Source organism: Spirosoma sordidisoli (assembly GCF_004138325.1).
GTDB classification, from domain to species: Bacteria; Bacteroidota; Bacteroidia; order Cytophagales; family Spirosomataceae; genus Spirosoma; species Spirosoma sordidisoli.
Genome location: NZ_SBLB01000010.1, coordinates 102636 through 123327, shown reverse-complemented (window position 1 = coordinate 123327; position 20692 = coordinate 102636). Strand labels below are relative to the sequence as shown.

Annotated in this window: 20 protein-coding genes; 1 reads left to right on the top strand and 19 read right to left on the bottom strand. The window is 47.0% G+C overall.

Going from position 1 to position 20692, the window contains the following annotated elements; all coding sequences use genetic code 11:
• Window positions 1–17 precede the first annotated feature (17 nt).
• Entirely contained in the window at window positions 18–350 is a 333-nt protein-coding gene (locus EQG79_RS26935; protein ID WP_077922417.1) for a YegP family protein, read from the top strand.
• A gap of 87 nt (window positions 351–437) precedes the next feature.
• Here EQG79_RS26935 and EQG79_RS26930 read toward each other — a convergent pair whose 3' ends face one another.
• The 19 genes from EQG79_RS26930 to EQG79_RS26840 form a co-directional block, all read right to left on the bottom strand.
• Window positions 438–1199, bottom strand: coding sequence for an SDR family NAD(P)-dependent oxidoreductase (locus EQG79_RS26930; protein WP_129605818.1), 762 nt, complete (start codon window positions 1197–1199; stop codon window positions 438–440).
• Window positions 1200–1392: 193 nt separating this feature from the next.
• Window positions 1393–1785, bottom strand: a complete 393-nt coding sequence (locus EQG79_RS26925; RefSeq protein ID WP_129605816.1) for a hypothetical protein — start codon at window positions 1783–1785, stop codon at window positions 1393–1395.
• Window positions 1786–1856: 71 nt separating this feature from the next.
• A complete protein-coding gene (locus EQG79_RS26920; protein ID WP_129605814.1) occupies window positions 1857–2111 on the bottom strand; it encodes a hypothetical protein in 255 nt (84 codons plus the stop codon).
• Between the two features lie 92 nt (window positions 2112–2203).
• Window positions 2204–3340, bottom strand: a complete 1137-nt coding sequence (locus EQG79_RS26915) for a DUF7005 family protein (RefSeq protein ID WP_129605812.1) — start codon at window positions 3338–3340, stop codon at window positions 2204–2206.
• A 3-nt stretch (window positions 3341–3343) separates the two neighbouring features.
• On the bottom strand, window positions 3344–6259 hold the full coding sequence (locus EQG79_RS26910; protein WP_077922422.1) for an NHLP bacteriocin export ABC transporter permease/ATPase subunit: 2916 nt from the start codon (window positions 6257–6259) through the stop codon (window positions 3344–3346).
• Between the two features lie 20 nt (window positions 6260–6279).
• Complete coding sequence (locus EQG79_RS26905) at window positions 6280–8472, bottom strand: NHLP family bacteriocin export ABC transporter peptidase/permease/ATPase subunit (protein ID WP_129605810.1); 2193 nt, start codon at window positions 8470–8472, stop codon at window positions 6280–6282.
• A gap of 14 nt (window positions 8473–8486) precedes the next feature.
• A complete protein-coding gene (locus tag EQG79_RS26900) occupies window positions 8487–9749 on the bottom strand; it encodes an NHLP bacteriocin system secretion protein (RefSeq protein ID WP_077922424.1) in 1263 nt (420 codons plus the stop codon).
• 4 nt (window positions 9750–9753) lie between these two features.
• Complete coding sequence (locus tag EQG79_RS26895) at window positions 9754–11325, bottom strand: TolC family protein (RefSeq protein ID WP_077922425.1); 1572 nt, start codon at window positions 11323–11325, stop codon at window positions 9754–9756.
• A gap of 20 nt (window positions 11326–11345) precedes the next feature.
• Window positions 11346–11867: a cyclic nucleotide-binding domain-containing protein gene (locus EQG79_RS26890; protein WP_077922426.1), complete on the bottom strand. Its 522-nt coding sequence runs from the start codon at window positions 11865–11867 to the stop codon at window positions 11346–11348.
• A 120-nt stretch (window positions 11868–11987) separates the two neighbouring features.
• Window positions 11988–12641: a helix-turn-helix transcriptional regulator gene (locus EQG79_RS26885; RefSeq protein WP_129605808.1), complete on the bottom strand. Its 654-nt coding sequence runs from the start codon at window positions 12639–12641 to the stop codon at window positions 11988–11990.
• 93 nt (window positions 12642–12734) lie between these two features.
• Entirely contained in the window at window positions 12735–13913 is a 1179-nt protein-coding gene (locus EQG79_RS26880) for a glycosyltransferase (RefSeq protein ID WP_129605806.1), read from the bottom strand.
• Between the two features lie 135 nt (window positions 13914–14048).
• A complete protein-coding gene (locus EQG79_RS26875; RefSeq protein WP_129605804.1) occupies window positions 14049–15599 on the bottom strand; it encodes a type 2 lanthipeptide synthetase LanM in 1551 nt (516 codons plus the stop codon).
• Between the two features lie 404 nt (window positions 15600–16003).
• On the bottom strand, window positions 16004–16351 hold the full coding sequence (locus EQG79_RS26870) for an NHLP leader peptide family RiPP precursor (RefSeq protein WP_129605802.1): 348 nt from the start codon (window positions 16349–16351) through the stop codon (window positions 16004–16006).
• A 31-nt stretch (window positions 16352–16382) separates the two neighbouring features.
• Window positions 16383–16712, bottom strand: a complete 330-nt coding sequence (locus tag EQG79_RS26865; protein WP_129605800.1) for a class IIb bacteriocin, lactobin A/cerein 7B family — start codon at window positions 16710–16712, stop codon at window positions 16383–16385.
• Between the two features lie 67 nt (window positions 16713–16779).
• A complete protein-coding gene (locus EQG79_RS26860; RefSeq protein ID WP_077922433.1) occupies window positions 16780–17103 on the bottom strand; it encodes an NHLP leader peptide family RiPP precursor in 324 nt (107 codons plus the stop codon).
• A 33-nt stretch (window positions 17104–17136) separates the two neighbouring features.
• Window positions 17137–17466 (bottom strand): NHLP leader peptide family RiPP precursor, encoded by a 330-nt coding sequence (locus tag EQG79_RS26855; RefSeq protein WP_077922434.1) that lies wholly within the window; start codon window positions 17464–17466, stop codon window positions 17137–17139.
• 472 nt (window positions 17467–17938) lie between these two features.
• Window positions 17939–19924 carry an adenylate/guanylate cyclase domain-containing protein gene (locus EQG79_RS26845; RefSeq protein WP_077922436.1) on the bottom strand — a complete coding sequence of 662 codons (1986 nt, stop codon included), beginning with the start codon at window positions 19922–19924 and terminating at the stop codon, window positions 17939–17941.
• Window positions 19921–20094 carry a hypothetical protein gene (locus EQG79_RS31125; protein WP_161492783.1) on the bottom strand — a complete coding sequence of 58 codons (174 nt, stop codon included), beginning with the start codon at window positions 20092–20094 and terminating at the stop codon, window positions 19921–19923. Before EQG79_RS31125 ends, EQG79_RS26845 begins: the two co-directional genes overlap by 4 nt.
• A 386-nt stretch (window positions 20095–20480) precedes the next feature.
• Entirely contained in the window at window positions 20481–20660 is a 180-nt protein-coding gene (locus tag EQG79_RS26840) for a hypothetical protein (protein WP_077922437.1), read from the bottom strand.
• Window positions 20661–20692 lie beyond the last annotated feature (32 nt).

Genomic DNA, 20692 nt, shown 5'->3' with positions numbered 1-20692 from the left:
CTAACTTCACAATCAACATGGGCAAATTTGTTATTTCGACCCGCAAGAACGGCGAATTTCAGTTCAACCTGAAAGCCACTAATGGTCAGGTCATTCTATCGAGCGAAGGGTACAGTTCGGCCAGCGCCTGCGAAAACGGCATCGAGTCGGTTAAAAAGAACGCACCCGACGATGACCGGTACGAACGCAAGACATCGACCAACGGCAAGTTCTACTTTACCCTGAAAGCCGGCAATGGCCAGGTCATTGGCTCCAGCGAGCTATACGAGAGCGAAAGCGGTCGGGATAACGGCATCGAATCCGTTAAGAAAAACGCGCCCGATGCTGAAGTAGAGAAGGAAGCGGCCTAACCCGCATCAAGCCCACCCCAAAACCGGCGAAGCACGGTGTCGACCCGACCGGCTGCTTCGCCGGTTTTGCTATAAGCAGGCAGCCTGTCAGCCCGCCGTCAGGCCGCCGTCCATGTGCAGGGCCTGGCCGGTATAAAACGAGTTTTCGTCGGAGCAGAGCCACAAAATAGCCTGCGCGATATCGTCGGGCTGGCCAAACCGCCCCAGCGGAATCATGCGTCGCATACGCTCTTCCATGCCGGGGGCCGTGTTGATCAGGTCATCGACCATAGCCGAGTGGGTATATACCGGACAGATGGCGTTGACGCGGATACGTTGCCGGACGTATTCGAGCGCTGCGGTCTTGGTCAGGCCAATGACAGCATGTTTGGAAGCGCTGTAGGGCGCCCCCATCGGCATACCCCGTATCCCGGCAATGCTCGACACATTAACGATTGCACCGCCGGGCCTGTCCTGGGCCAGCATCTGCCGAATCTGGTGCTGCATGCCATAAAATACCCCACCTACGTTCACGGCCATCATCTGGTTGAAATCGTCGGGCGTCTGGTCGGTAAAGCGGGCAAACGCCCCACCGATACCGGCGTTGTTGATGCCGACATCGAGCCGGCCGTAAGTGGCCACCGTTTGCCGGACAGCCGCTTCGATCTGCACCGGATCAGCCACATTACACGCCACGAAGAGCGCATCGCCCCCCGCCCGCTGAATCAGGTCGACGGTTTCGCGGCCGCTGGTTTCGTTAACGTCGGCGACCGCAACCCGGGCGCCTGCTTTTGTAAACGCCAGGGCCGTAGCCCGGCCAATACCCGAACCGGCACCGGTAATGAAAACAATCTGATCGGTAAACTTCACGGAAGTATGTGGGCAAAGTCCTGAATAGTCAGGGCTAAAGTAAAGTTATTTTATCATTTGGTTGTGGGAAACCCATAAGGAATGACAGCTGCGTGAGCGTTCAGATTACCTTACCGGTTGGGGACACGCCTAAACGCCCGCGGTGGCCCGGCCAAAACCGAGCCACCGCGGGCCTGTCAGTCCACCTGTTCGCTTAGGCCAGCACGGCGGCTACCCGAACGTTTCGAACCACTTCATCGCAACTGGCGCAGGCCGTTGCTCCCTGCTGATGATACCAGCGGCAGCGATCGCGAATGGGGCAGGTTACCAGCGTGGCTTCGGCGTTTCGATTCATGCCATCGACGATCTTGCCTACCAGTCCGCAGCCCGTAGCTTCGCCGGTCCAGTGGCCGCAGCCGGTTTTGATGCAGTTGCTGGCGAATCGAAACCGCTCTTCGGGCGCCCGCCCCTGCCGCGCGGTTTCTACAAACGTCTTATCGACAGTAATTGGCTCGTCAAGGAATTCAACGTGACCCGATGCATTCTGAATACCGAAGAGTTTAGCACCGGGCTTTGCGATTGAGCTGGGGCAGAGAAGAGATGCCATAATCTACGTGAGGGACGACCCAATCAGGCACCAGCGAAATCCGTTCCGGTTGGTGCCTGATTGGGTGTTAGTTATATTGTGGCTGAGCCAGGGAGCGGCTCATTGATCGGCATAAGACCAATGGGCATAATGCCGATAGGCTCGCCAATAATGATCTTGCCATTTCCGACTTTGAAATCACCCAGCGCACCGCCACTTACGGCATCCAGTACGTCGTCGGACAGTTGGCCTTCTTCGTCAATTTGTGCCAGCGACTTCATCAGTTCTTCCTGGTTTGGGGCATCGTTGCGCAGGTCGTTAACCTTGTCGTTGATTGGTTTTTCCATGATTACTATGTAGATTACTAGGTTATAGTTGATTTATTTCGATTCAAATGTCTTCTGACAGCGCCCGAAAAGCTATAATGAGCGGTTGTAGTTCAGTCGTTTTGGTTATACTTCATAACCTCAGCCGATTTCTGATACGTTTGCAACAGGTTGTTTGCGCCCTTCACCGAAGCAATGTCTATCAAATCTGTAGTGCATAGCGCATCCATCCGGCTCATCTGGTCCTGCGCCGATCGGATCGGCCCCAATGCGGTATCAAATCGGGCAATCGACTCGATAGCCTGTTTGATGAGCGTAGTCAACTGGCTGAACCCTTCGGGTGTCAGGTTGGTATCCCCCAGGTAGTTTTCCAGCCGGGCGCCTTTCCGGTAGGCCGGATAGGCCTCCAGGCCCATAAACGCCAGCATCCAGTCTTTGCGGTACGTACCGAGGGTTTTACTGATGCCTATGTAATCGGCAATGAGTTCGTCGTGCAGGTTGTTGGTGGCACAGCCGAACCGGCGGAGGGTATAGAGGTGCGCGCACTCATGCTCAAGCCGTATCGAAAGCGAGTAGGCTGCCCAGGCCGCTTCGGTAAGGCCCAGCCGGTCGGCGGATACGTTGCTGTACGGCTTTGTGCTAAGCAGAATCAGCTTGTCCTTGTACAGGCCGGGATTGGGCAGCACGTTTTTCGAAAACTCCTGATTCCAGGTTTCGGCCGGGTTCGTACGGAGCCAGCTTCTCTTCAATGCATGGATGCGCTCCCAGTTATTGAGGCCATTCAACAGCGAAGCCCCCATTGACGCCGGCACCGGCATTGGGTTGTTTTTATGCAGAAAGCACTGAACAAGCCTGACAAAATCCTCATTGTCCGGAACGATCAGCACCGGCACGGTACCGATAAGGCTGGCGTGCACCTGCAGACGCACGCGTTCGGGCTGGCTCAGTACAGGCGTATACCCGGCGGTACAGGGCTTCCCTTTCAGGACGGCGTCTATATACTCCTGCGTTTTGTTGATGCCGTCCTGTATCGGAAAGTTGAGCTGAGGGTAGCATGCTCGCAGGAGCTGAAATACGTTGCCCTGGCTGGCCAGATGCGCGGCCCAGACAGCTCCGTATGGCTCGTCGACAGCAACCGGTTCGTGACTGATTTCTTTACCGCTAAAGTTGTTCTGGAGATACGCTTCCAGTTCATCCGGTAACGCGATGTGGCTGTTACGCAGGAGCGTGTTCGACGAGGGCGCAGTCATGGATCAGGCGATTTGACGTTTGGCCAGTTGGGCAAACAGCGAGTCCTTCTCCATGAGTTCGTCATAAGTGCCGGATTCAACGATGGTGCCCTTGTCGAGGACGTAAATACGATCGGCATTTTTGATCGTACTCAGCCGGTGGGCAATAATAATCCGGGTAGCCTGGAGTTTATCCAGACTCTGCGATACCAGGCTCTGCGTCCGGTTGTCGAGCGCGCTGGTGGCTTCGTCCATAAAGAGCAGCCGGGGTTTATGAACAATGGCCCGGGCAATCATCAGCCGTTGCCGCTGCCCGCCCGAGAACGTACCGGCGCCTTCGCTCACGACGGTATGCATTTCCATCGGCATGTGCTTGATGTCTTCTTCCATACCCGCCATCCGGGCCGCTTCCCAGGCATCGTCCAGGGTCAACTCCGAGTTGCCGATGATGTTCTGGAAAATACTGCCCGACATCAGCGCGCCGTTTTGCAGCACCACCCCGATCTGCCGACGCACCAGCTCCTTGTTCATCAGCTCAAACGAGTTGCCATCGTAGTAGACAGAGCCCGCTTCGGCCTGTTCGAAGCCCAGCAGCAGCCGCATAATGGTTGACTTACCCGAACCCGAAGCGCCCACAAAAGCGACCATCTCGCCGGGTTTTATCTTGAAGGTAACGTTGTTGAGAACCAGCGGCTGATCCTCGCGGTAACGGAACGAAACCGAGTTCACTTCGATCTCACCTGCCAACTCGCCGGGGTCGACACTCTGATCGACCGATTCCGTTTCTGCCTCTAGAATGGGCTTCACCCGTTCATAAAGCGTAACCACATTCAGCGACGTGATCAACGCCATGCTTAGCCGCAGGCTATCGTTCAGAAACTGGTTGAAGGAGGTGATGAAGGCCATAAACACCCCTACCGATAGCATACCCGTTGCGGCATTGGCATTCGAGACGGTGTAATAGAGAAACGAGAAAAAGAAAATATTGGTCAGCAGCGGGTACGACGCATTGAAGACTTCCACAAAATTCTGGTAGGTGCCCGAGTTGAAGCCGAGCTTCTTCAGGGTCGAAAACTTATCAGCCCACAGCGCAAAGACGCGCCGTTCGCCACCCGTTATCCTGATTTTGGTGATTCCCGACAGAAACTCGAAGAGAAAGCCCTGAATTTCACCCTGATAAGTCGATACCTGCCGGTCATATTTCAGCTTAAGCCAGCCTATAGTCACCATAAACGCCCCCGCCAGCAAGCCTAGCCCAACGCCCACCCAGGCCAGGCTGGCATCGTAATAGAACAGTAGAAACAGGTTAACCGATGAGAAGGCCCCACTCAGCACGGCGGTCATCAGGGTGCTGGAAACAATCTGGCGGATGGTATTGACGCTTAATACCCGGTTGGTCAGATCGCCAGCGGTATATTTCTTATAAAACGTTACCGGCAAGCGAAGCATATGATCCATCATGCCGGCCTGCAGGTTGATGCTCGACTTTGATTCGACCCGCAGCTGCAGCGCCCCCGAAACCAACTGCAGACCAGCCTTTACCAAAGCAATCATAACCAGAATGATAAAGACCTCCAGGTGGAGCGATCGATCCGCCGTCGGCACCACCTCATCATACATGGTACCCGACAGCACCGGCACCAGCAACCCGATTACACTACCCGCCAGAGCCGACAACATCAGCCATTTTGCGTCTTTTTCCACCCCTTTGACCGCAAACGCGAGTACCTTTTTTACAGAACTCATCTTGCCATCGAAGCCCGGAAAAAACATGTAGCTGATGGGTTCCAGCGACTGCGCAATCTCGTGGTTGACAATGGCTACCTGACCCGTCGACAGGTCTCTGATCAGGTAGCTGGTGGGGGTTTTCTGCAGGAGCGCAACGGGGGTTTTGTCTTTTTTGGTAAACGCCAGCAGCGGCCCGCATTCTTCCTTCCACCACGTATCCCGGAGAATAATTTTACGGATGCGCAGCTTCGAGCTTTTGGCAATCAGGTGAAGCTGGTTCGTGACGTTATTCTGATGCGACTCAACGTATTTGGGGGCTTCCAGCGAAAAGCCAATCTGGTTCCCGATGAGCTGACATGTTTGAAAAAGAAGGTTCTGCTGGTTTCGTTTGCCCGTCACCTCCGGTCCCTGCCCGCTGCCGTTACCCGCCACGACCGACTTAATTTTGCCCAGTGTCGTTTCCAGGGCCAACTGGTCAGTAACCCGTTTTTCGGACAGGTACGTAATTTCTTCGACCTGCTGCGCGTCGATGATCTGGTTGATCTGCGCGTAGAAATAGGCTTCGAGTTTGCTCAGGGCCAGCAGAAAATAAACCTCTTCCTGCAGGAGCATCTCGCGGGTGCTCAGTACGCGCACGGCGGTATTGTCCGTCAGTGATTTGATCCACAGCTTGTTGGAGGTCGGCGCCAGAAAATCAGGGTACTGCGCATAACTCACCTCCGTAGTCTGGGCAAACAGACTGACCTCGCCCCGCAGCAACTGAATCCAGCTGATGCCCGTAGACGGAAACGCCATGGTGTTGGCTTCCAGCGCTACTTCCTGATACTCGTCCAGCGGTTTGTATACTCGGGGTGCGTTGACGGTACTGACCTCGGAGGAGGTTTTTATGATCCATTTATCGATCATGTTCTTCAGGAAGAAATGATCGACGTTGAGCAGGTCGGCTTTGTCAATGGCCAGTAAGGTAGCCTCGGCGGAGAACGCAATAAGTCGGGTGGTATCGGGGGCTTCGGGGGCTAACAGGCTGAATAATACTTCGCCTTTTTTGGCCGAATACAGAAATTTCAGTCGATTCGTATAGTTTCCCTGTTCATCGATTCTCGTATAGAAAACGTTTACCTCCCCGGACAGCACCAGCCAGAACCGGTCTGAGCTATCGAGCACCAGCGGGTTCTCGGCACAGATATATAGTTTTTCTTTTATAGCTGACATAGATATAGATGTAGTATCGTTTATTTCGTTTCGATCAGGTGGGCGTATACTCCATTTTTCTTGATCAGCTCCTGGTGGGTGCCCCGCTCTACTACTTTACCATATTCCATCACAATAATTTCATCGCAGTCGATGATGGTGCTGAGCCGGTGCGCCACGATCAGGCAGGTACAGCCCCGCTTTTTAATATTATCCATGACAATCTTTTCGGCCGTAGGGTCCAGCGCGCTGGTGGCTTCGTCCATGATCAGGATAGAGGGGTTGGTAGCCAGGGCCCGCGCTATTTCGAGCCGTTGCCGCTGCCCCCCGCTGAAGTTGGTTCCGCCTTCCGAAACGGCACTGTCGTAGCCATCTTTCCGAACCGATATGATGTCGTGAATCGCTGCGTCGCGGGCCGACTGTATGATGTGTCTGTCGGCAATGGTGGAATCCCAAAAGCTGATATTTTCTTTCACGGTTCCGTTAAAGACCAGCACCTCCTGATCGATGACGGCCAGTGAATTGGTGATGATGTGCCGTGGAATAGCACTCTTCGGTTTGCCATCGAAGAGCACCTCCCCGCTCCAGATCGGGTATAAACCGGACGCGATTTTGGCCACGGTCGATTTGCCACTCCCCGATCCGCCGACGAGCGCCACCCGGCTGCCGGGCTTCACTTTCAGGCTGAAATTTTCGATGAGCGGGGCCATGGTTGTGTTATACCCGAACGTGACGTTTTTCAACTCGAAATAACCGGTCAGCTTGGTATGGATGCCATCTGGCTGGGTCTCGGCCGCACCAGCGCCCGGCCTGAACTGCTCGTCCAGCTCGTAGTTCAACACGTCGTCGATACGGCCCATGTCGCTTTCCGTTTCGTGCAGCATCGTTCCGACAGCAATCAGCTGGTTTACGGGCCCAATAAAGTTGCCCATCAGGTAGGTGAACGATACCAGCGCGCCGAGCGTCATTTCGCCGTCCATAATCCGCAGCGCCCCCAGTCCCAGAATGAATGTGGTCGTCAGGGACGTAATCAGCGGGGGCAGTACGTTGAGCCGGGTGGTGAGCCAGCCCAGTTGCTGCTGCGAATTCATTACCTTGGCCAGGTAGCCAATCCAGTTCGTGAAGAAGTCGTTTTCGCGACCCGATGCCTTCAGCGTTTCGATCATGCTGATACCCGAGGTGGTGGTTCCGAGCAGTTTGCCCGTTTCGTTGCTCAACGTACGACTTCCGTCTTTCCGGGCTCTGGACACGTATCGAAGCGCCACCACATTCAGCCCCGCCATGAAAATACCGATCAGGGTCAGCGGTACGTCATACGAAAACATCAGAAAGGCGTAGAAAATCACGATAATGACGTTCAGTGCTGCGTTGGCCAGATCGCCACTGAGTAGCCGGGCCACTTTGTCGTTGAGCGACACCCGGTTGCCGATCTCCCCACTGTATCGCTGCGTGAAAAACGAAATGGGCAGGTGAAAGACGTGCCAGAGGAATTTGCTGGAGGTGGTCAGGGCGAGTTTGGTTTCCAGCTTCAAGAGGTAGTACTGCTGCAGGTATACCAGCACTGCGTTAATCGTTAATACCCCGCCCATGATCAGCAGCAGGGGCATCACAAAGTCGGCATGGCCGTTGACCAGGTACTTGTCGATAAATACTTTGATGAACGACGGAATCACCAGGCCGGGAATGACCAGAAACAGACTCGCCAGCAGAATATAGGTGATGCTCAGCTTTGAGTTGGAGATTCGGGAAGCCAGCGACGCAGCCAGCCCCCGTTTTTCGTTGCCTTTTTCGAAGCGTTCGTTCGGCTTAAACGTAAGCACCACGCCCGTATAGGCTTCGTCGAACTCGTCGTAGGTGACCGCGTACCGCCCCTGAGCCGGATCGCTGAGGTAGACTTTGTCTTTTGAGAAGCCCTCCAGCACCAGAAAGTGGTTGAAGTTCCAGAAGATGATGGCCGGCATTTCGACCTGCATCAGCTTCTCGACCGACTTGGCGTAGCCTTTGGCATCTAACCCGAACTCACGGGCCGCCTTAATGATATTGGTTGCTTTGAGGCCATCCCGGGATACGCCACAGGCAATCCGCAACTTTTCGAGGGGTACAAATTTGCCGAAATGGCCCAAAATAATGCTCAAAGCAGCTGCGCCACACTCTACACTCTCCATCTGTAGAACGGTGGGCACCTTAACAGGCCGCGCCTGTTTCCCAATGGGAAAAGTTGTATTGGTTGCCATCTCGAAAATCGGTATCAGTATAGATTGAAGAATTTCTTAAATGCCGGAACAACGATCGCAATCGGGTTCTCCTGCTTTATGGTAATCTGACCCATGCAGGAAGTCCCTTCTTTGATAGCGATGTCGGGGCCCTTGGCCGATGTCCACTTGAAGCCACTGTACGACTCATTGTCTTTCTCGAAGACGACATGGACTTCGAAGAGCGGGCCCATGGCTAACAGGCCTTTGGCCAGCTGGTCGTTCTTGACCGACGTCATCATACCCTGCTGAGTGATTGGGAAGTCAGACACGTAGGTAACCCTGCCTTTGATGAACCCGTACTCCTGCGGCTGCACGGTCGATGGCACCACGAAAGCCTCCATGTCGCGTTTGATCTTCTTGCCATCCTGCGACGGAATATAAAGGACCCCCTTCAGGCTGGCCAACTGGCCTTCTTTCTGGTTTTTCAGTTTGAACAGTGGGGTACCCGGCCCAACCATCACGCCCGCGTCGGTGAGTACTTCGACCACCTCGCCATTGTAGGGGCTTTTGATGTTCGACTGCGTATCGTAGCGCTCGGTCAGGAACTGAAGGCTCCGTTCGGCCTCGGCAATCTGCTGCTTTTGGGTCGCCACGCGCTGTTGCATTGAGTAGCCCGCATCGTGCTGCCGGTTGGAGACTTCGGCCAGCTGCACTTTCAGCCGTTCGATGGTGTTCTTCGACGCATCAATCTGCTGTTTGGTGTTGGCCACCTGCGCTTTTACGATCAACCCTTTTTCGAAGAGGCCCACCTCCGACTCGAGCTGGTTAGCCAGAAAAGCCAGCTTCTTTTTCTCGGCTTCTATTTCGCCCTGGATACTGACCCGGTTCTGGCTCATCAGCTCCCCTTCCAGCAAGGTGCCTTTGTTGCCGTACGAGATTAGCTTGGTCAGTTCGTATTGGCGCTCCGACAGAGTGGCTTTGGCGTTTTCGATCTGCTGAACCAGCTCCGGCTGCTGCACCGTGGCGATAACAGCGCCCTTCTGTACCTTATCACCGATCCGGACCTGTAGTTTTACCAGTTGTCCCTGCGAGGTGGCCACCACTTCGTGCACTTCGCCACCCAGCACTACTCCGGTTACGTTCAGTTTGGTACTGACCCGCCCGAAGACCGACCAGCCAATACCCGTAGCGAGCGCGGCAAAAACCACCGACAGCGTGATCCAGGCTTTGGGGCTGGTCACTTTAATCAATTGATCGAGCTTCTCGGGAGTCGACAGCTTTTCCAGGGCTGACTGTCTAAAAAATCCTGCTGCCATGACGTTAATTGTTGTTTGTATCAGGGATGGTATAAAATGCGTTTCTGTCGATCACAAAGCCTTTGTTATCGGGGACCACCAGCGTTCCGGTATCGTGTCTGAGGTTGATGATCGCTCTGGCGAATTGCTGGTAAGCCTGCAGGTAGCGAAGCTGGGCGGCCGTAAGCCGTTCCTGAAACAGGATCAGACTCAGGATGGTCGTCAGGCCCGACTGGAATTTGACCTGCTCGTCTTTGAACACGTCCTGCGTGTAGTTGAGGACTTCTTCGGCTTTCTGGAGGTTTATGACGCTGTTGTCGAGGTAGTTTAGATCGTTATTGACGTCCAGCTCGATAATCCGCTGAATGTTATTGACCACTACGTTCTGGTCGCTAAGGGCCATCTGGCTTTTGACCAGGCTCCCTCTCGCCCAGTTGTTATTAACCGGAAAGGTGAACGTTAATCGGGCACCGGTTCCGATGTTGCGACCTTCGTTGTTCGAGAAGGAGGCCATCACATCGCCCATTCGGTTGCCTGTACTGGCGCTTCCATAGGCCAGAAACCCAGTCAGGTCGAGCTGAGGTTTTGTGTTGTTTTGGGCCAGTACGAACTGCTGCTGCAGAGCCTCATGACCATGCCGGGCGGCCATCAGATCGGCGCGTCGTTCTTTGGCGATTCGGATATAATCGGCTTTGTCGACCCCTTTTCTGAACGCCGATTCGGCAATGGTTGGGAAGTCATTCTCGGGGACGTCGATCAGCAGGCTTTCTTCCGTACTTAACCCGATAACTTTCCCCAGCTGTATTCTGGCGTTATACAGGTCCTGCTGGGCCATGATGGTCAGTTTCTCCTGGTTGGCCAAATCTGACTTGACCTGTATCAGGTCGCCAGCCGGTTTTTTATCGCCTTTTACCAGCTCTTCCGTTACCGACAGTACGTTCCGAATCCGGCTTTCGCTCTGTTTGTAGATTTCCAGGCTCTTGAACGCGGTATAGTAGTTCCAGTAGGCCAGTCCGATTTGCCAGATCTCATACGAAGTCGTATACTCATTACCACTTTTTGCATTCAGCACATAGAGGGAGTTGGCCCGCTCCAGGGCGGTGGTAATGACCCTTCCTTTACCCCGAAGCAACGGCTGGGTCAGCGAGAAATTGATCGTGCTGGTATTATTGCCCAGATAAAGACCAATAGGCTGGTTGAAGCTGTTGACCGGATAATTGTTGTTGGCAAACCCGTAGTTCAGGCTAAACTCGGTTAACTGGCCGGTACGCAGCCGTTTACGTAGCCCTCCCGACAGGTTTAGCGCGTTGTTTCGCAGGATGCTGTTCTCCAGCAGGGCGTTTCGGGGATCAGCCCCCGGCAGCCGGTATTGGTTGTTCTGAAACAGCAACTCGGAGAACGAGTTGAGGTCGAACGTGCTCCGCTGAATCTGCAGGTCCGCTTCGGCGCTCCGGATGGCCAGTCCGCTCCGTACGAGCGTGGGGTTCTTATCGAACGCCTTCCGCGAAATCTCGAGTAAGTCGCACCTGACCTGGGCGCACACGTCGCTGGCCAATGCCGTTACGCCTATCAGAATGCCGTATAGACAGTGTCTCATGTGCCGGTAGATTTTCAGTGTTAAACCTCCGAGAATCTATGCAACAGCTTGACGAAGCGCGATCCGGCCTGGGCTACCCCGTCGAGTACATTAGCGTCTACCAAATCTTCGTCATCCGGGTTGCCGAAGCCAAGCTGATCCGTGGTTTTACGGAGTCGGTTGGAGAGGAACAGGGCCAGGGCGTAGTAAAAATTGGCTCTGAATTCAGAATTGGTCAACAGCCGTAGATTGATCTTTTCGCGGGAGATCTGATAAATAACCGACGGGGCCGTAACGATGACCGAAACAGACGGCGGAGTCGATTCCAGAAACGACATTTCTCCCACCACTTCACCGCTTTCGAGCTTGGCGATGCACTCATTGAAATTGTTATTGGCACAGACGGCTAACTGACCCGACAAAACGATATACAAACTGTCGATAGCCTGCCCTTTATTGATCAGCCTATCGCCTGTTTCCAGCGTCAGTTTATTGCCATTCTGAAGCATCCATTCTACATCTCTATCATTAAGATGGCCTAAGAAATACAGTACACGTTTCATAGAATTTATTGATTTATAAAATATAATATTGTGTATAAACAAATGTCTGATTTTAGAGCCAGATAATTATGCCAAAAAGACCGTTATAACTGCCAGGAGACCGGCCTATTTTCCCAAATTTTACCGAAATGAGCCCAATAATTGCTTAGGCGAAATACTATATTGTTCAGCAAAAAGTTTTGAAAAATAATGCACGTCTTTATAGCCAACCGTGTAAGCAACCTGCGAAACAGATTGCTGCACATAACTGTCAATTAATTGCCGGGCTCTATGAAGTCGAAGTATTCTAACGTATTTGTTGGGAGTCAGGAACACCAGGTTTGCTACTTTTCGGTGTAGCTGTCGTTCGCTTACCGCCATCTTATATGACAATTCGTTCAGATCCAGATATTCCTGATTTATATTACCGTATACCTCGCGTTCCAAACCTACCAGCCAATTTTGATCTATTTTTGCTACTTTCTGAGGCTGCAACTCCCCGGTGCACATCTTTCTGACGTTCTCATTAGATTCATAAATATGAAATATATCCGGACGGTCGTGGTAGGTTAAACTTAGTGTGTTTGTTCTGACTTTAGCCAGAATATCTTCTACTATATCGTTTATTTCTTTGCTGCTAGAAAATAAAATTTTTTCAATATTTTTCGGATCACAAGCAGTACTAGTTTTACTCACATTTATGATACTCTGCAAAGGGTTTCTGATGTGTTGAGCAAGTTGCTCCAATGCATCAGGCGAGTTCCAGTCAATGGTATTCTTCTTTGCTGTATGCATCGTTGATTAGATAATGTTAGTTATAATTATTTCTACATAAAAAGTTGCAAACCCTATAATGGCAACAAAAATTCATATATAGGTAATAAGTTTTTATGCTAACGCGTATTGAATAACTTTTCCCATTTCAAAATTTGTCATTGTACTGGCGATTTCACTCTGTAATTTTTTCATTACGTCATAATCTGTTAACGTGTCACTTTCAAACCTATTAATCAATTCAAGAAAAATAGTCCAATAGTTCGGATTATCATCTGGATGAGGGACATGACCCGAAACACCGAGTTCCTGTAATCTTATCGCTATGTCTTCCCGGTCGTAACATTGAGTGCCTATAGTTAAGGATGGCACTCCATTCATTATTGGGTAGTGATACATCCCTGATCCGCATTGATGAATTACTAAGTCTGAAAGTCCGCAAATATGGTGTAATGGAAGAAATTTGTTGTAAAAAATCTGACGCGCATACGTTTCATTTACTACACAACTACAAGTTGTAATAACAGCATAATTGCGTTTTACAAAGAATTCAATAAATTTTTCAATAGGTGTTTTATCTACTGTACCCGTTGTAATAAAAACGATAGGTTTCTTTTCATTATTATTTAAAAACTCTCTTAGTCTAATCGTAAGGTTCTTTGAAGGTTTATCCAAGACCAGTAGTGGACCAGAATAAAAATATGATTCTTTATCCTCTATATCTTCTGGTAAGCGCTCAATAGCTGGTATCCCAGGAATAATTTTAGCTTTTGGCTTCGCGTACTGTTGTAAAAACCGAAAGTCAGGGTTACTGTAAGTTATTAGCTCTGAACTATTTGAATTTACATCTCCTGGTTTATAACTATTACTACCTTTCTCTAATGAATGCATATGACTGGCATTTCTATAACGTTTGTCAATTGATCTAAAGATTCCGGTTCGTTGAATTGAAATTCTCGGCAAGTTATTCTTCTCCGCAATCAACGGAGTAAGAAAAGACGTATCTTCAATGACTAATGATGGTTTAACTATACAATAAGCCTCCCTCTCAATTCCCATCACATAGTTTTTTATGATTAAAGATTCATTAAGTATAGAAAGGTTATCTTCAAAACTATAATTAATAGGTACACAGGATATACCCTGCATCATTAGAAACTTTTGGGAGTTACTATCAACTAGAAAATGATTTTCAATTTCACTATTTTTTCTTAAATATTTTTGCTGTAAAACATAGAGAGGAATTAAATGCGAGAGTCCGCCAGCAAAATAGGGTATAGTCAGGGCTTTCATTGAATTAATACTATTAATAAATATTGAAATAATTAATACAAAGTGTTATACAGTTATTCCGCATTAGAATCCTGACAGAGATACCTGAACATCATTAAATGAGAAGCTATGTGTGAAAAAGTCAATAGTCTTTATCTAAGCGCTAAGCCACTGTGTAATGTATTCAAGTTGTTCTTTCTTATGGTACGTAGATAATAAGCTTGCTCTGTACTTAATATTTTCAATACAATTATACTTAAATATTTTTAATGCTTTATCTTCTTCAAAATGAAGATCTGAGCTATTGAGATGAAATAATGGAATGTCACCAGATAATAGTTGCTTAATCTCACATTCAAGAATAACTTTGTAAGTTTCTAAGTTTTTTCCTTTATAAGCTTTCGACATCAACTCATACAATTTCGATTTATATACCTCAAAACTTGTCATAAAAACTGGTCCTCTCATGTAGTTCAAAATTTTAGAATACACGAAAGTGGGTCTCCAAACATAACGTACTTTCTGATCATTGAAACGTAAAATTGGCGACTCGCTGGATAGCAATTGTTCTTTCGAATTCATGAACATATCGTATGCAGCTGAAAAACCTTCTATAAAATACTTTTTGTGATCACTAGCAAATACAAAACAATTGTTTTGTATTGGAATGTTGTTTTTTATCAATTTTCTAAAAACAAACCGGGTTACTCTTTTTGCACTGATTGTGTTTGGATTGATTACCTTTTTTTCGAAATCCATAGCTTCACAGTTCCCCTTAATGCCATATCCAGTATATTCCGAAGGAACTCCTGTATTTTGATTAGCTATTAACATACTCTCTAAAACAGAAAAAGGAGCTACTTTATGCTGATCGTCCCAGGTACGAATAGACTGCTTTGATAGAAAAGGCTGAACAATGGTTTCGTGATCTATAATAACAGGATTTTGCCCTGATGCAATTATATTCTCGTAATGGCAGTCTTTACTGCCTAAAAGAAAGGCAACGGCTAAAAGAATTCCAGCCTTATGATAATACTCATGAAGTTCTTCAGAAGTGTTAACTTCATCATTAGTAATATATTCTAGCCAACCGTAACTTTCAAAACTCAAGCTTTTGAACGTTTTAAGATTTGTTTTCAATTTTTTGTTAACCCAATCAATAAAGAAATTATAAGAATTTGTAGTATCAATATTTCTTGGTTTATAAATTAATTTGCTATCATCAGCCAATGTGATCAAAGCAGTACTTTCACCACTATGCCCATCGCCAAGATTTGTGTCTATATCTGTAATTACTGCTTTACTTTTATCTAAAGTAATAAAGAAATGATCTACAATAAGACTGAAATCTTTATAAAAATTTGAAAATATATTATTTATATATGTAGAATAATTTTTTGCTAAAGTTTTTAAAATATTATCTAATACAGGATATTTACTTTCTAAAATTAAACTGGTCTTCTTTACAAAATCCTGATAATGAATAAATCCGTTATTAACAAAAATAGTTAGTTCTTCCTGTAAAGTTACTTCAGCAATAGCGCTAAGTTCTCGCAGAAGCGTTAAATTTAATTTTTTTATTAATTCAGCTGAAACTCTATTTTTTTCAATCTCCTGCAAAAAATTCTCAGTATAAGGTAATATTATATGTATAAATGGTATTTCTTCAAGTTCATTTTCAGATAAATACTTATTCTGATTATTCATGTCAATTTGTACGTTTAAGTACTTACTTTTGTAGTCAACAGACAAAGCATATTCATATGCAAAAATTTATTTAACTTTGTCTGTTGACTAATTTTGTATAGATTACTTTTTTTCCCATTTATTTTGAGATTTGTCTTTAAATATATAAAACAACATACTTATAAAAGTTATAATATATAAAAAATCCAACCAAGGCTTTTTAAACGCCAACGTATCAAAATCAAAATGTTTAATTATTATGAAACCCAATACAAGCGATAAAATTACAGCAACTGGCCTAAACTGATTGTTATTCATAACTCTGCAATTAATAACTGAACAAATATTTATGAAAAGATTTATCAAACAATCATCTTAATTAAAATGATTGTTTGATAAATCAGAAATAGGGTTCCGATTGTAGCTTAAAGGTGAGAAACAGCCCAGCAGACAGCAGTACCTACCGCAAACCCAACCAATATACATGGAATAACTCCACCTGCAACCAGTTCTAATTGCTCGTCAGTCAATTCTAATTCATCCAGGTCAATCTTTGCCGGAATATTAAGGTAAATTATAGAATCATCAGTTTGATCTTCTACTACAATTCTTTTGTCATTGGGAATTGATAATTTTTTTCCCAAAACTTGCTCAATTACTTCGGCAGGGTTATTTACCAATTGCTCTTTAAAAGCTGTGCTTTCCCAGGCTTTCTGTGCTAGAGTTTTCATTAACTCTGCGCCTTTCTCTTGATCTTCTATTGTAATTCTCATTATATTATTATTTTAAATAGTTTTTAAGATTTTATTGATGCGTCGCAGCCCAAACTGCAACCGCACATGCGAACCCTACATAGAAGGTTGGACTTAAACCGCCTGCAACCATTTCTAATTGCTCTTCAGTTAGTTCTAAGCTATCAACGTTTACTTTTTTTGGAATATTGAAGTAAACAGTAGACTCATCACTTTGGTCTACCACTACCAGCTTTTGACCTGCAGGCAAACTAATTTTGTTACCCGTTAATTTTTCCATCGTCTCCGCAGGGTTGTCTATCAATTCACTTTTGAATTGTTCATCTTCCCATGCCCTCTGAATGACCTGAGCGTTTAGCTTTTGTTCTTGTGTAAATTCCATGACTTGACTTTTTGAGTTATTGATTTGTTATATTTTATAAAGTCTATTGATATTAAATTATGAATTACTAGTATTCAATTATTGGCAACTTAGGCAGAGGAAAGATAATGATAGGCCAAATAACAGTACCACCAGCTACAGTCTCAAGTTGCTCTTCGTTCAGTTCAACATCGTCCAAATTAGGTTTGGCTGGAAGATTGATATAAACAGTTCCTGCTTCAGTTTGATCGCGCACGACTATTGACTTACCTTCGGGTATGTTAAGTTTTTGGCCGGTCAATTTTTCGATAGCAGCTACGGGGTTTGCCGTAAGATCCGCTTTGAATTGGGCGTCATCCCAGGCTCTTTGTACGATCTGGCCATACAGTTTTTGCTCTTGTGTAAACTCCATTGTTTTGTTTGTTTTGGTTTATTGTATATATAATTAAAGGGTAATGCAATCTTTCAGATTGGGGAATAGACTAACCATAAAGCTCCCCCAAATTTGGTGCCCGCCACCGGCTACGGCTTCAAGTTGCTCTTCACTTAACTCCATACTTTCTATTTCTGGCTCAGCGGGAATATTTACGTAGATTTTTGACTTGTCAGTCTGATCATTAACAACTATGGTTTTTCCTTCTGGTATCGCTACTTTAACGCCCGTCAATTTTTCTATTGCTTTTATCGGGTCGGCAATTAACTCTTTTCTATAATTGACATCCTCCCAAGCTTTGGAGATAATCGCTTCTATAATCTCCTGTTTTCTCTGTTCCATATCTTTATTGGTATATTATAAAGAAGTAGTGTATCTATCCTATAAATTTGTTGTAGCTACTAAAAAACTACCTTATTTTTCACGCTTAGTCTATGATAGCAAGTAGACTATTTTTCAAAGAAGAGATAAATGTATATAGCCAGGCCAAAATTGGTAGATGTTGTTGAGATTAGTCGATAGCCCTGAGCCGTGTACTCATCAAGCTTAGCCTGAATCTCTTCCTTCGACTTCTTTACGATGTGCTCTGCATCGAGCGTCAATTTTGAATAATATATCAGGGATTCTACTTTACACTCTTCCATTATTTTATAGATATAAATCTTCAATCAACAGTATCCTGGCGTCCATCAAGACAGCCTATTTAGCTAAAGCAGAAATTCTGTAACTACTTTGTATAAAATAACACCAAGTGCCGCGTATAAAGCTATTTTCCAAGTATCCTTTCTTTTGTCTTCTCTGCTCTTTTCCATGATCACGCTAGTTCATACACAAACTTTTTCTCCACGAAGTACATACCCATATCCCCTTTTCCTTTGGCATGTACCTTCCCCCTGTATTCGAACGAGAAGCACTCTTCGTCCTTTATCAGATCATATAGGGTCTCACTTATATTAACTTTCCCGACCAGCCCGCTACTTTCCATTCGGCTGGCGGTGTTTACGGTGTCGCCCCACACATCGTACTGGAACTTTTTGACCCCTACGATACCCGCTACAATTGGCCCGGCATGGATGCCCAGGCGCATGTCAAAGGCGGGACGACCCTGGGCGCGGCTTTCAGCGGCTCGCTGTGTCATGAACTTCTGCATCTCCAGGCCGGCCAGCACAATGTTTTTCAGTGCCCGTTCGTCCGTATGTGGGATACCGCCTGCCGCCATGTAGGCATCACCAATAGTTTTTATTTTCTCGATCTGATATTTACCGGCAATCAGGTCAAACGCTTTGAAGCAGGTATGGATCTCTTCGACCAGGCTTTGCGGAGACATCTGCTCAGCGGTTTGCGTAAACGATTTGAAATCCGTGAATAAGATCGATACCAGGTTATATTCCCGGGCATCGACATGCCCCTTCTCTTTCAGCTCCTCTGCAATCTCTTCAGGCAAAATATTCAGCAGCAAAGCTTCAGAGCGATCTTTTTCGACCTTTAGGGCTGCTCTTGATTTCCTGACGTAGTTGAGCTGAGCCCATAAACCAGCCGCTACCAGGAGAATAAATCCCAACGACAGGATAATCATGTTCCGCTGTTTCTCCTGCCGCTGTACCTCCTCCTTATGCTTCAGTTGAATGGCATGCTCTTTTTTGACGTAGGCAATACTGTCGACCAACTGCTGCTTCTGAAACTCCATGCCCATGACCTTGTTGGCCGTTTCTGAGAGATTCAAGCTATCTTCCAGCGTGTTAGCCTGCTCAAAATAGTGCAATGCCTGCCGGTCATTTCCTAATGCCTTGTACGATTGGTATAGACAATCACATCCCCGTTTTTTTAGTGAGACAGACCCTATTTCTCTTGCCAGTCGCAAACCGTCCCGGCATTTGTTTACCGCGTCATTAACTTTTGCCAACCGATGCAAAATACTGCCAATAGCGATCTGCGATTCTGCCTGGCTCTGTAAGCTACCTATCTGATTGGAATAAGTCAGACATCGCTCATAGTAGGGTAAGGCTTTTTTATAATCTGACTGCGCATAGAACAAATCACCCAGGCTGTTTAATGCCAGAATCTGTAACTGCTTATCCTTCTTCCTGTCGGCAATTTGTAACGATTCGTTAAAACTCTGAAATGCGTTATTGTACTTGCCCTGTTTCAAATAGATATTACCAATAGCATCCTGTATCTGGGCAATTCTTTCCTGGTTACCTCCTCGTTTGTATACAGCATAAGCCTGAGTAAAATACTTCATAGCGTTGCTGTAATCTTTCGCCTTGGTATAAATTAAACCGATATTATTGGTGACGGCCGTCAAATTATCAGTATCACCAATTTCTTTAAATATGATAGCCGCCTGCCGAAAATGTTCCAGTGCTTTCAGGTAATTTCCCTGGCTATTATATACACTACCAATGTTATTCAGCGTTGAAGCAACTCCTTTTTTGTATCGTATCTTTTTAAAGGTTTCGGCTCCTTTTTTGAAAGCCGCTACTGCTTTCGAGAAATCGCCCTGATAATAATAGGTTATCGCCATGTAATTAAAGCAATCTCCTACTCTCTTTCCATCACCAATGTCCTGGTAAAGTTTTTGGCTTTTTCCAAACAATACCAACGATTGTTGATAGGCCTGCGTATCCTGAAAGCGAACCCCCTGATTAAAAAGGCTATCAGCTGTTTTCCTGTCAATGGCCTTAGTTACACTGGCCGGTGCAACTGTATTCTGTGTTGACGTGGTTTGTGCATACAACCTGTTCTCCATTCCTGTCGACAGAAGAACCCCCAGCAATATGCACATCCACGACTTCATCATCCTTTAATAATAAAACCACCATCTCCTCCACCAGATATAATATCCAACTGCTCGTCGTTCAGCTCCATGTCCTCCACCGGCTCGGCCGGGAAACTGGCAACCTTGTTAGACACATTCACCTGATCAGCAACGATCACCTTGTTGTTTTCCTGGTTGTTCTGTAGTTCCATGACTTTGTCTGTTTTGATTGGTTTTTCAGAACAAAATTGCCTATGCCTTAACTGATAAAACTGACAAAAAAACCGACAAAACCGCAATCACGCTTCCTGATTCGTTCCATTTCAGGACAATCTCCCCCGCTTCTGGTGCGGGGGAGTACCTATGCCCGCCTGGTTCGTTTTAGTATGGATCACTTTGAATCATTTCCGGTGTAGCTACGGTGCTACGCCCCGGCTTCCTAGTATTATGTGTATAAGTAGTACGCGTCTGTATAAATTCTTAGCTTTTAGTTGTGTTCTGTTGCCCTGATGACACTGTAAAGGTCTTAGTCAAAGGCATGTATATCAATAACTCGAGGTTATACTTTAGTCACTCAGGTTATAAGCGCAGGACTCTGTCAGGCTGCCTCGTCGTAGTGCTGCAACGGCTCGTCGGTGGGCAGTTCCAGGCCGTCGAACAGATCACCGGCCGACACGATCCAGTTGTCATCGAATGAGCCAATCTCGTCGGCCATCGAGTCGATGTCGTTGTTAATCCACACCTCAAAAGAGAACTCAGACGTGATGCGCTTTTTCATGATCTTACTTGTTTAGAGAGTCATTGTTCGTT

Excerpts from the sequence above, each read along its gene's own strand:
- EQG79_RS26935 (WP_077922417.1), top strand. The coding sequence starts at position 18 with ATGGGCAAATTTGTTATTTCGACCCGCAAGAACGGCGAATTTCAGTTC.
- EQG79_RS26925 (WP_129605816.1), bottom strand. The coding sequence starts at position 1,785 with ATGGCATCTCTTCTCTGCCCCAGCTCAATCGCAAAGCCCGGTGCTAAA.
- EQG79_RS26920 (WP_129605814.1), bottom strand. The coding sequence starts at position 2,111 with ATGGAAAAACCAATCAACGACAAGGTTAACGACCTGCGCAACGATGCC.
- EQG79_RS26915 (WP_129605812.1), bottom strand. The coding sequence starts at position 3,340 with ATGACTGCGCCCTCGTCGAACACGCTCCTGCGTAACAGCCACATCGCG.
- EQG79_RS26910 (WP_077922422.1), bottom strand. The coding sequence starts at position 6,259 with ATGTCAGCTATAAAAGAAAAACTATATATCTGTGCCGAGAACCCGCTG.
- EQG79_RS26905 (WP_129605810.1), bottom strand. The coding sequence starts at position 8,472 with ATGGCAACCAATACAACTTTTCCCATTGGGAAACAGGCGCGGCCTGTT.
- EQG79_RS26900 (WP_077922424.1), bottom strand. The coding sequence starts at position 9,749 with ATGGCAGCAGGATTTTTTAGACAGTCAGCCCTGGAAAAGCTGTCGACT.
- EQG79_RS26895 (WP_077922425.1), bottom strand. The coding sequence starts at position 11,325 with ATGAGACACTGTCTATACGGCATTCTGATAGGCGTAACGGCATTGGCC.
- EQG79_RS26890 (WP_077922426.1), bottom strand. The coding sequence starts at position 11,867 with ATGAAACGTGTACTGTATTTCTTAGGCCATCTTAATGATAGAGATGTA.
- EQG79_RS26885 (WP_129605808.1), bottom strand. The coding sequence starts at position 12,641 with ATGCATACAGCAAAGAAGAATACCATTGACTGGAACTCGCCTGATGCA.
- EQG79_RS26880 (WP_129605806.1), bottom strand. The coding sequence starts at position 13,913 with ATGAAAGCCCTGACTATACCCTATTTTGCTGGCGGACTCTCGCATTTA.
- EQG79_RS26875 (WP_129605804.1), bottom strand. The coding sequence starts at position 15,599 with ATGAATAATCAGAATAAGTATTTATCTGAAAATGAACTTGAAGAAATA.
- EQG79_RS26870 (WP_129605802.1), bottom strand. The coding sequence starts at position 16,351 with ATGAGAATTACAATAGAAGATCAAGAGAAAGGCGCAGAGTTAATGAAA.
- EQG79_RS26865 (WP_129605800.1), bottom strand. The coding sequence starts at position 16,712 with ATGGAATTTACACAAGAACAAAAGCTAAACGCTCAGGTCATTCAGAGG.
- EQG79_RS26860 (WP_077922433.1), bottom strand. The coding sequence starts at position 17,103 with ATGGAGTTTACACAAGAGCAAAAACTGTATGGCCAGATCGTACAAAGA.
- EQG79_RS26855 (WP_077922434.1), bottom strand. The coding sequence starts at position 17,466 with ATGGAACAGAGAAAACAGGAGATTATAGAAGCGATTATCTCCAAAGCT.
- EQG79_RS26845 (WP_077922436.1), bottom strand. The coding sequence starts at position 19,924 with ATGATGAAGTCGTGGATGTGCATATTGCTGGGGGTTCTTCTGTCGACA.
- EQG79_RS31125 (WP_161492783.1), bottom strand. The coding sequence starts at position 20,094 with ATGGAACTACAGAACAACCAGGAAAACAACAAGGTGATCGTTGCTGAT.
- EQG79_RS26840 (WP_077922437.1), bottom strand. The coding sequence starts at position 20,660 with ATGAAAAAGCGCATCACGTCTGAGTTCTCTTTTGAGGTGTGGATTAAC.